The organism is Mycolicibacterium palauense (assembly GCF_002592005.1).
GTDB lineage: Bacteria > Actinomycetota > Actinomycetes > Mycobacteriales > Mycobacteriaceae > Mycobacterium > Mycobacterium palauense.
This window is the reverse complement of sequence record NZ_NVQF01000140.1, coordinates 1-8,812: the sequence shown is the minus strand read 5'-3', so window position 1 is coordinate 8,812 and position 8,812 is coordinate 1. Positions and strand designations below refer to the sequence as shown.

Below are 8,812 nucleotides of genomic sequence, written 5' to 3'. Positions count from 1 at the left end.
CACTCGCGAGGTGCCTTCCCGTCAGGATGATTGAACCCTAGAGAAGTCCAATTATCCCTTGCAGGACAGGCACTTTCGCTTATCTACACACCCTCACAGCCGACATTCCGCGAAAAATCTGGGCTAGGTGGCCTTGTCATAGCCCCATCCCCCCATTTGGTTATCCGATTTTCGGCAGACTTCTCCCCAAAATCTATAATAATGATTGATTGCGTTCCCCAGATTTGGGCGCACTTATCCCTGTCAATATATTAGCACGCTTACAAAGTTCCCTTTGTTTGCGCAGAATTGCAGTACCACGGTCAAGTCACGGCCTGCGCCTCCTGCGCGCCTGCGCCGACTTCAACGCCAAACGGGCGTAGTGCGCCTTGCGCAGAGATACTGCGCGCGCCTGCCGCTCGTGAGCGGGTAGTACGCCCTCGGGATCTGCCAGCCTCAGAAACTTCTCTTCCAGAGCCTTACGCGCTGGGGCTGTCCGGGCACTCCGGTCAGTAGTGTTCGCCCACGACTGGTGGGCGCCGAACCTAGATGCGAGCGCGTGCTCCGCCGCTGTTCGTGTCACACATTGGCCCTCCGCGACACTTTCTCAGGCCCGCCCCATGTTGGCGGGTTCCTCGGCGCGAAACGGCTGCCGCTGCCTCTCGCGATGACCGACACTGTAACGAACACACGTTCGAACACAAGCAACACACCGCCTGGCGTGTCGTGTCGGCTACGGCTCGACAGCCAGGTTCAGACGGTCGAACTCATCGGCGGCAAGTTCCTCGTTCGCACTCTTGATATAGCGGTCCACCATGTGGCGCGACTGCCAACCGGCCTGCGCCATCAGGCCCGACTCCGACCCGCCCGCCCTCAGCCATCGCACCGCCGCGCTGTGCCTGAGCCGGTGGAGGTGAAAGTTCGGCACGCCAGCCGCCTCCGCACGCGCTCCGAGGGCATGTTGTAGGCCGCTATAGGACAACGCGCCACGGCTGCTCAACCACAATGGCCCCTCCTGCGCCGGATGGCCCTCCTTGCGACGCGCTCTCATGTAGCGATCTAACGCCGCCGCCGTCTGAGCGCTGAACTTCGACTTGCGACCCTTAGCGCCCTTACCCCGGACGACAGTTACCGAACAATCCGCAATCGACACGTCACCAACAGTTAGGGCCAACATCTCCTCGGCCCTCATGCCCGTCTCTACGAACAGAGACACCAAAGCCTTGTCGCGCTTGTCGCGCAGTTCGCCGCCGTCACAAGCCCTGAGTAGCGCCCTGACTTCATTCTCGGTCAGGTGTGCAACCACCCGCTGATCAAGCTTCGGGGCCCTCACCGCTTGGATCGGGTCGGCGTTGAACCCCTCTTCGTCAGCCAGCCAGCGCGCGAACAGCTTAACCGCCGTTAGTCGCAGCCGGGCAGTCGCGGGCTCGCGGTCGGATAGGTAGGCCATGAAGCTGACGACGTTCGCCTTAGTCAGGTCGGCGGGGATGCCTTGTGCCGCGCAGTAGTCAATGAACGCTTGCACCCCGGAGCGATACGCCTTCACCGTTGACGGTGATTTTCGTTCTCCCCGGAGGGTGATTAGCCAGGACGGCAACAGCTCGGACAGGTCTAGCAAACTTTCGGCCATGCTGTTATCTTACAGTGGAGCGTTGTGGTACCTAGTTATCGGCAGTGATCTCTCTATAATTGCAGGTAAAGACGTTTTCGGCCTCTACCGCATACTGCCGGTAACCGAACATTAACCACCGCACGGGCCCGCCACAGCGCATTCTCCTTTCTGTAACGCTGTCGTGTCGGTCTGGCCGCACAACCGGATCTCTGCAGGCAAAACGGCTGAGATGCGGCGCGGGTGTGGGAAACTTCGCCCATGCAAACCACTGCTGTTCCCAGCCTTTTACCGCATCTGTGGAAGTCGACGCTCATCTCCGGTGTGTTAGCGCTGATTCTGGGTGTGCTGGTGCTGGCGTGGCCGGCCAAGACCCTGATCGTGGCGGCCATCCTGTTCGGCATCTACCTCATCGTCACCGGCATCGCCCAGGTGGTGTTCGCCTTCGCGCTGCACGTGTCCGCCGGTGGACGGGTGCTGCTGTTCATCAGCGGGGCGGCCTCAATCGTGCTGGCGGTGCTGGCCTTCCGGCACTTCGGCGAGGGCTACGCGGTCCTGCTGCTGGCCATCTGGATCGGTATCGGCTTCATCTTCCGCGGGGTGGCAACCACCGTGTCGGCGATCAGCGACCCGGCCCTGCCCGGCCGCGGCTGGTCGATCTTCTTCGGCATCATCAGCCTCCTCGCCGGCATCGTGATGCTCGCGTGGCCGGGGCTGTCGCTGCTCACGCTGTTCTGGGTCGTGGGGATCTGGCTGGTGGTGCTGGGCGTGTTCGAGATCGTCTCGGCCTTCAGCATCCGGAAGGCCTCCAAGGCCCTCGACGCGACCGTCGAATAAGGCCCTCCGACCAGACCCTCGAAAACAGACCCGGCGTCTCGGCCGGACTCCCCGCCCCGGCCGGGAGTCCGGCCGAAGACCTCGCCGAGAGCCCAAGGCCCTCGCCGGACAGTCCAAAGCCTCTTGTGACCAACGCCGCCCGGTGCCAGGGTCGTAGGCGCTGGTACATGCGAGATGTACCTACTACACTTTGTCGTAGAAATTACCCGTAGCCCCGGGAGTAGCGCATATGGACGCCCTCGACGTATCGAGATGGCAGTTCGGGATCACCACCGTCTACCACTTCATCTTCGTGCCGCTGACCATCGGTCTGGCACCGCTGATCGCGGTGATGCAGACCATCTGGCACGTCACCGGACGCACCGAGTGGTACCGGCTGACCCGCTTCTTCGGGAAGCTGTTCCTGATCAACTTCGCGATCGGGGTCGCCACCGGGATCGTCCAGGAGTTCCAGTTCGGCATGAACTGGAGCGAGTACTCCCGCTTCGTCGGTGACATCTTCGGCGCGCCGCTGGCGCTGGAGGGGCTGGTCGCCTTCTTCTTCGAGTCGACGTTCATCGGGCTGTGGATCTTCGGCTGGAACCGGCTGCCCAAGGCGCTGCACCTGGCCAGCATCTGGATCGTGGCCATCGCGGTGAACATGTCGGCCTACTTCATCATCACCGCCAACTCGTTCATGCAGCACCCGGTCGGTACCAAGTTCAACCCGGAGACCGGGCGCGCGGAGCTGGACAACTTCGCGGCACTGCTGACCAACAACACCGGGATCTGGGCCTTCACCCACGCGGTGATGGGTTCGTTCCTGACCGCGGGGGCCTTCGTGGCCGGCATCTGCGCCTGGTGGATGGTGCGGGAACGGCGGCGTGCGGCCTCCGAGGGCGACGGCGCCGCCGGCACCGACGCGGCCACCATGTACCGACCGGCGACCATCCTGGGCTGCTGGGTGGCCCTGGTGGCCGCCGTCGGCCTGACCCTCACCGGCGACGTGCAGGGCAAGCTGATGTTCCAGCAGCAGCCGATGAAGATGGCCTCGGCGGAATCGTTGTGTCACACCGAGACCGACCCCAATTTCTCCATCCTGACCGTCGGCACCCACAACAACTGCGACAGCATCACCCGGGTCATCGAGGTGCCCTACGTGCTGCCGTTCCTCGCCGCGGGCAAACCCAGCGGAGTCACCCTGGATGGTGTGGAGGATCTGCAGGTGCAGGCCGAGCAGAAATTCGGGCCGGGGAACTACCGCCCCAACCTGTTCGTCACCTACTGGGCCTTCCGCGCGATGATCGGCCTGCTCGCCATCCCGGGACTGTTCGCGCTGACCGCGCTGTGGCTGACCCGGCGGGGCCGGGTTCCCGATCAGCCCTGGTTCGCCAAGTTCGCCCTGTTCACCCTGCCGATGCCGTTCCTGGCCAACAGCGCCGGGTGGATCTTCACCGAGATGGGCCGCCAACCCTGGGTGGTGGTGCCGAATCCGACCGGGGACCAGATGGTTCGGCTGACCGTGCAGGACGGCGTGTCCAACCACTCCGCGGGAATGGTGTGGTTCAGCCTGATCGGATTCACCCTCACCTACGCGGTGCTCGCGGTGATCTGGTTCTACCTGCTCAAACGCTATGTCGTCGCCGGGCCGCAGGAGCACGACTCCGAGCCGGCTCCGCCCACCCCGCCCGACGAGTCCGACGTCGCCCCGATGTCGTTCGCGTACTGACCGATTCGACCGTGGTTTAGGAGCTGATCGGCGATGGGACTTCAACAGTTCTGGTTCATTCTGGTCGCGGTGCTGTTCCTGGGGTTCCTCATCCTGGAGGGCTTCGACTTCGGCGTCGGCATGCTGATGGAGCCGCTGGGCCGGATGGCCGGGCGCAAGGGGCTCGACGCCGACTCGCACCGCCGCGCCGCGCTGAACACCATCGGCCCGGTCTGGGACGGCAACGAGGTGTGGCTGATCACCGCCGGCGGCGCCATGTTCGCGGCCTTCCCGGCGTGGTATGCCAGCGTGTTCTCCGCGCTGTACCTGCCGCTGTTCATCATCTTGTTCGCCATGATCCTGCGCATCGTGGCCATCGAGTGGCGCGGCAAGATCGACGACCCGGTGTGGCGGGCGCGCGCCGACCTGGGGATCGCCATCGGATCGTGGCTGCCGGCGATCCTGTGGGGTGCGGCGTTCTCCGTGCTGGTGCGCGGGCTGCCCGTCGACGCCGACCAGCAGGTCCACCTGTCGTTCGGGGACGTGATCAACCCCTACACACTGCTCGGCGGCCTGGCCACCTGCAGCATCTTCCTGCTGCACGGAGCGGCGTTCCTGGCCCTGAAGACCTCCGGGGAGGTCCGGCACAACGCACTGACGATCGCCCGCTGGATCTCGCTTCCGGTGATCGTGATCGCCGGCGCCTACGGCGTGTGGACCCAGCTCGCCTACGGCAAGGGCTGGACGTGGGTCGCCCTGGGCGTGGCGGTGGTCGCCCTGCTGGCCGCGGTGCAGCTGCTGCGCACCGGGACCCGGGACGGCTGGGCGTTCCTCTGCACCACCGTCGTCGTGGCCGCCGTGGTGATCATGCTCTTCGGTGACCTGTACCCGAACGTGCTGCCCTCCACCCTGAATCCGGAGTGGAGCCTGACCATCTACAACGCCTCCTCCACGCACTACACGCTGACCATCATGACCTGGGCGGCGTTGATCTTCGCCCCACTGGTGATCGTCTACCAGGCCTGGACGTATTGGGTCTTCCGCCAGCGCATCTCGGCGGATCGGATCCCCGCACCGGTGGGCCTGCCGGGACGCCAGTCCTGAGCGCAGCGTCGCGCGGCCCACTGGATCCCCGGCTGTGGCGGGGTTCCCGGGCCGTGCGGCGCTTCCTGGTCGCCACCGTGGCCTGCGGGCTGGTGACCACGGGGTGCGCCCTGGCCGCCGCGGTGGTGCTGGCTCGGCTGGTGGCCGGTGTCATCACCGACCCGGCCACCCGCTCAATCGCACAGTGGGTGCCGGAGTTGCTCGCACTGGTGGTGCTCTGGTCGGTTCGGGCGTTGACGGTGTGGATGCAGAACCGGCTCAGCCAACGCGGTGCCAGCGCGACGATCGCCGACCTGAGCGGACAGGTCCTGCAGGCCGTGACCGCCGGCGATCCCCGCAACCTGTCTGCCCGGCGTGACACCGCGGCCGCGGTGGTGCTGCGCGGCCTCGACGGGTTGCGGCCGTATTTCAACGCCTACCTGCCGGCGCTGTTCCTGGCCGTCATCCTGACGCCGGCGGCGGTGGCCCTGATCGCGGTCACCGACCTGCAGGCGGCCGTCGTGGTGGTGATCGCGTTGCCGTTGATCCCGCTGTTCATGGTGTTGATCGGGCTGGCCACCGCGGAGCGCTCGGCGGCCGCACTCACGGCGATGTCGGCCCTGCAGGCACAGCTGCTCGACCTCGTCGCCGGCATCCCGACGCTGCGGGCCCTCGGCCGTGCCGACGGGCCCGCCGGGCGCATCGCCGATCTGGGCGCGGCACACCGGCGCTCGGCGATGGCCACCCTGCGGATCGCCTTCCTGTCCACCCTGGTGCTCGAGCTGATCGCCACCCTGGGCGTGGCGCTGGTGGCGGTCAGCGTGGGCCTGCGGCTGGTCTTCGGCGAGATCACGCTGACCGCCGGCCTGACCGTCCTGCTGCTGGCCCCCGACGTGTTCTGGCCGCTGCGGCGCGTCGGCGTGGAATTCCATGCCGCCCAGGACGGTAAGGCCGCCGCCGACCGCGCCTTCGACCTGATCGAGCAGGCGCCGACGGCGACGTCCGGGGCACAGACGGTGGCCGCCGCCGGTGCCGCCATCCGCCTCGAGGCGCTGACGGTGCTCGGACGCGACGGGCGGGCGCCCGACCAGCTCAGCGCCGAACTGGCGCCTTCCACCCTCACCGTGCTCACCGGCCCGAACGGGGCGGGTAAGTCCACCACGCTGCTGGCGGTGGCCGGACTGATCACGCCGACCTCCGGGCGGGTCAGCGTCGACGGGGTCGACGTCGCCGACCTCGATCCGGCGCGGTGGTGGGCCCAGCTGGCCTGGCTGCCCCAGCGCCCGGTGCTCGTCCCGGGGACCGTCGCCGAGAATCTGGAACTGTTCGGCCCCCTGACCGACCCGCAGAGCGCCTTCAGCGCTTCGGGTTTCGACGCCGTGCTGGCCGAGCTGCCCGACGGGACGCACACCCGGCTCGGCCGCGGCGGTGTCGGGCTCTCGCTGGGGCAGCGGCAACGACTCGGCCTGGCCCGCACGCTGGGTTCGGCCGCGCCGGTGCTGTTACTCGACGAACCCACCGCTCACCTGGACCCCGCCACCGAGCAGCGGGTACTGCAGGCCCTGGCGGCGCGCGCCCGCGCCGGCGCCACCGTGGTCGTGGTCGGACACCGGCCGCCGATCCGGGCGATCGCCGATCGGGTCGTGGAGGTGAGTGCACATGCTGCGGTCTGACCCGCTGCTGCGCGCGCTGCCGATCCTGCGCCCCCGGCTGCCGAGACTGCTGCTGGCGACCGTGTGCGGGGTGCTCTCGCTGGGCAGCGCGCTGGCGCTGGCGGCGGTGTCGGCCTGGCTGATCACCAAGGCGTGGCAGATGCCGCCGGTGCTGGATCTGTCGGTGGCCGTGGTCGCGGTGCGCGCACTGGCCATCTCCCGCGGAGTGCTGCACTACTGCGAGCGGCTGGCCTCCCACGACACCGCGCTGCGCGCGGCGGCCTCGGCGCGCGAACAGATCTATCGGCTGCTGGCGCACGGGCCCGCGGTGCTGTCGACCGCGGTGCCCAGTGGCGATCTGGTCGGGCGGCTGGGTTCGGATGTCGACGAGTTCTCCGACGTGCTGGTGCGCGCCGTGCTGCCGGTGGCCGTGGCCGCGGTGCTGGCGGTCGCCGCCGTCGGTGTCATCGCGGTGATATCGCCGGCCGCGGCGGTCGTTCTGGCGGTCTGCCTGCTCGTGGCGGGAGTGCTGGCCCCGTGGCTGGCGGCGCGCGGCTCGGCCGCACAGGAGCAGCTGGCGCGCACCAGCCACACCGACCGCGATGTCGCCGCGATGCTGGCCCTGGAGCATGCCGCCGAGCTGCGTGTGGCCGGCCGCCTCGGCGATGTCATCGCCGAGTCCGGACGGCGTCAGCGGCAGTGGGGCGAGGATCTCGACCGTGCCGCGGCTCCGGCGGCCGTCGGGGCGGCCGTGCCCGTCGCCGCCATCGGCGCCGCGGTCGTGGGGGCCGCCGTCGTGGGCATCGGCATCGCCTCCAGCGTCGCACCGACCACGCTGGCGATCCTGATGTTGTTACCACTGTCGGCTTTCGAGGCCACCACCGCACTGCCCGCCGCGGCCATCCAGCTGACCCGTTCGCGGATCGCCGCCGCGCGGTTGCTGGAGCTGACCGAGGCAGCCGAACCGGCCCCGCGGGCGGCCACCGGCGTCGCCCGCCGCCCCACCCCGCGGCCCGTCCTGCAGGCCGCCGGGGTACGCGCCGGGTTCGACCCCGCCCGGCCCGGCCCCCCGGTGAATCTGGAGCTGTCGCCGGGCTCGAGGATGGCGGTCGTGGGGCCCAGCGGTTCGGGAAAGACGACACTGCTGATGACACTCGCCGGCCTGATGCCGCCGCTGGCCGGGTCCGTGACGGTCTGCGGTACCCCGGTCGGCCAACTCGGCGCCGACGAACTGCCCGCAGCGGTGTCGTTCTTCGCCGAGGACGCCCACCTGTTCGACACCACGGTGCGCGACAACCTGCTGGTCGTCCGCGGCGACTGCACGGATGCCGAGGTGAGCGACGCGCTGGAGCGGGTCGGCCTGGGCCCGTGGCTGCGCTCGCTGCCCGACGGGCTGGCGACCGTGCTGAGCGGCGGCGCGGCGGCGGTGTCGGCGGGACAGCGACGCCGGCTCTTGCTGGCTCGGGTCCTGCTCAGCCGGGCCCGCGCGGTCCTGCTCGACGAACCCACCGAACATCTCGACGCCGCGGACTCCGACGCGATCCTGCAGGGACTGCTCGGCGGTGATCTGCTGCCCGCCGACCGGATCGTCGTCGTGGCCACCCATCACCTGCCGGGCCAGATCGACTGTCCCGTTCTCCAGACCACGCCGGGCCGGTAACCTGGCGGCGGAACCGTCCGTGCCGGCCCGATCTGGAGTGCAGTCATGACACAGCCACCGGGATCCCCGGAGCAGCCCGACAAACCGACGGAGTCCTCCGGGCCCCCGTCCGGGAGTGACGCGGGGCCCGCCGGCGGACCACCGCCGCCCTACTACTTGCCTCTTAAACCTCTCACACGCTGCCGCCGACGACCCCTGTGTAGATGTAGCTGGTCGCCTCATCATCACAAAACAAATCTCATACTATATCCGTGTGTTCACCCGTCTACAGCTAGTCCATCATATTTCAATTTCGCTACTACCTA

At 68.0% G+C, this 8,812-nt stretch carries 6 protein-coding genes; 5 read left to right on the top strand and 1 reads right to left on the bottom strand.

Translation table 11 applies throughout. The features are described 5' to 3' along the window. Nucleotides 1–712: 712 nt before the first annotated feature. Nucleotides 713–1,609 carry a tyrosine-type recombinase/integrase gene (locus tag CSR00_RS28520; RefSeq protein ID WP_099025733.1) on the bottom strand — a complete coding sequence of 299 codons (897 nt, stop codon included), beginning with the start codon at nucleotides 1,607–1,609 and terminating at the stop codon, nucleotides 713–715. Between the two features lie 240 nt (nucleotides 1,610–1,849). Here CSR00_RS28520 and CSR00_RS28515 point away from each other — a divergent pair, with 240 nt between their 5' ends. From CSR00_RS28515 to cydC, 5 genes are all read left to right on the top strand, one after another. Further along, nucleotides 1,850–2,425: an HdeD family acid-resistance protein gene (locus tag CSR00_RS28515; protein ID WP_099025732.1), complete on the top strand. Its 576-nt coding sequence runs from the start codon at nucleotides 1,850–1,852 to the stop codon at nucleotides 2,423–2,425. A 229-nt stretch (nucleotides 2,426–2,654) separates the two neighbouring features. Further along, on the top strand, nucleotides 2,655–4,133 hold the full coding sequence (locus CSR00_RS28510; RefSeq protein ID WP_099025731.1) for a cytochrome ubiquinol oxidase subunit I: 1,479 nt from the start codon (nucleotides 2,655–2,657) through the stop codon (nucleotides 4,131–4,133). 33 nt (nucleotides 4,134–4,166) lie between these two features. Then, nucleotides 4,167–5,216, top strand: a complete 1,050-nt coding sequence (gene cydB, locus CSR00_RS28505; RefSeq protein ID WP_099025730.1) for a cytochrome d ubiquinol oxidase subunit II — start codon at nucleotides 4,167–4,169, stop codon at nucleotides 5,214–5,216. A gap of 53 nt (nucleotides 5,217–5,269) precedes the next feature. Beyond that, a complete protein-coding gene (gene cydD / locus CSR00_RS28500; protein WP_099025729.1) occupies nucleotides 5,270–6,868 on the top strand; it encodes a thiol reductant ABC exporter subunit CydD in 1,599 nt (532 codons plus the stop codon). Further along, nucleotides 6,855–8,507 carry a thiol reductant ABC exporter subunit CydC gene (cydC, locus tag CSR00_RS28495; RefSeq protein WP_099025728.1) on the top strand — a complete coding sequence of 551 codons (1,653 nt, stop codon included), beginning with the start codon at nucleotides 6,855–6,857 and terminating at the stop codon, nucleotides 8,505–8,507. Before cydD ends, cydC begins: the two co-directional genes overlap by 14 nt. Nucleotides 8,508–8,812: the final 305 nt, after the last annotated feature.

What these genes read in the sequence shown, in the direction of transcription:
- CSR00_RS28520 (WP_099025733.1), bottom strand. Translation starts at nt 1,609, where the DNA reads ATGGCCGAAAGTTTGCTAGACCTGTCCGAGCTGTTGCCGTCCTGGCTA.
- CSR00_RS28515 (WP_099025732.1), top strand. Translation starts at nt 1,850, where the DNA reads ATGCAAACCACTGCTGTTCCCAGCCTTTTACCGCATCTGTGGAAGTCG.
- CSR00_RS28510 (WP_099025731.1), top strand. Translation starts at nt 2,655, where the DNA reads ATGGACGCCCTCGACGTATCGAGATGGCAGTTCGGGATCACCACCGTC.
- cydB (WP_099025730.1), top strand. Translation starts at nt 4,167, where the DNA reads ATGGGACTTCAACAGTTCTGGTTCATTCTGGTCGCGGTGCTGTTCCTG.
- cydC (WP_099025728.1), top strand. Translation starts at nt 6,855, where the DNA reads ATGCTGCGGTCTGACCCGCTGCTGCGCGCGCTGCCGATCCTGCGCCCC.